Source organism: Corallococcus terminator (assembly GCF_003611635.1).
GTDB lineage: Bacteria > Myxococcota > Myxococcia > Myxococcales > Myxococcaceae > Corallococcus > Corallococcus terminator.
Map to the genome: position 1 here is coordinate 1 of NZ_RAVZ01000736.1, position 871 is coordinate 871.

An 871-nucleotide genomic window follows, 5' to 3' on the forward strand; every position below is an offset into this window, starting at 1 on the left:
GCTGTGGGTGGGGCCGAGCCGGGAGGCGGGCCCGCGATGATGTTGGAACTGGAGGCGCGGCACTGGAGCCAGGTGCGCGTGGCGGACGAGCGCTACCTCTGCCTTCGTCTGGAAACGCGCTGGAGCGTCATCCTGGACCGCTGCAAGCACAAGGGCGGGCCGCTCAGCAAGGGCACCTGGGACGAGGCGGCCCAGGGCATCCGCTGCCCGTGGCACGACCTGCTCAATTCGCCCCGGGACCTGGCGCGCAAGCAGGTGCCGTCGGTCCGCGTGGGGGCGGTGATCCGCTTCCTCGTGCCCGACCCTGACGCGTCCCCGGAAGTTCCGGCGCGTCGCGCCCCGGTCGCTTCGTAAACCCTTCTCGCTCTTCACGGCGGACACGTCATGGCCCAGGTGATTCCCATTCCGCGCGCTCCGGTGGAGCCCTCTCCGGGGGCGGACGCCGAGGGCTTCCAGCCGCTCAGCCACGCGCAGCAGCGCATCTGGCTGATGGAGCAGCTCCACCCGGGCACGGCCTTCGCGAACCTGGGCGGCCTCCTTTTGGTGCGAGGGCCGGTGCGGCTGGACTTGCTGGCGCAGGCGCTGGAGCGCTTCGCCCGGAGCACGGAGGCGCTGCGGCTGGAGCTGCGCGTCGAGGCAGGGCAGGCCCGGCAGCGTCTGGGGCACGCGCCTTCGCCCCGCGTGGAGCAGGTGGACTTCTCCCAGGACGCGGACCCGAGCGCCGCCGCCGAGGCGTGGTGCACGGAGCGCGTGCGGACGCCGTTCGCGCTGCCGGGAGGGCCGCTGTACCGGCTGGCGGTGGTGAAGCTGGGGGACGGGCGCGGGGGCTACTTCGCCTGCGTGCACCATCTGGTGGGGGATGGGTTCTCCC

Annotated in this window: 2 protein-coding genes; both read left to right on the forward strand. The window is 73.0% G+C overall.

Translation table 11 applies throughout. The features are described 5' to 3' along the window. A partial coding sequence (locus D7V88_RS41865) for a Rieske (2Fe-2S) protein (RefSeq protein ID WP_208726773.1) occupies positions 1–354 on the forward strand: 354 nt, incomplete at its 5' end. A gap of 30 nt (positions 355–384) precedes the next feature. After that, positions 385–871, forward strand: a 487-nt coding sequence (locus D7V88_RS41870) for a condensation domain-containing protein (protein ID WP_208726775.1), incomplete at its 3' end; no start/stop codon positions are given.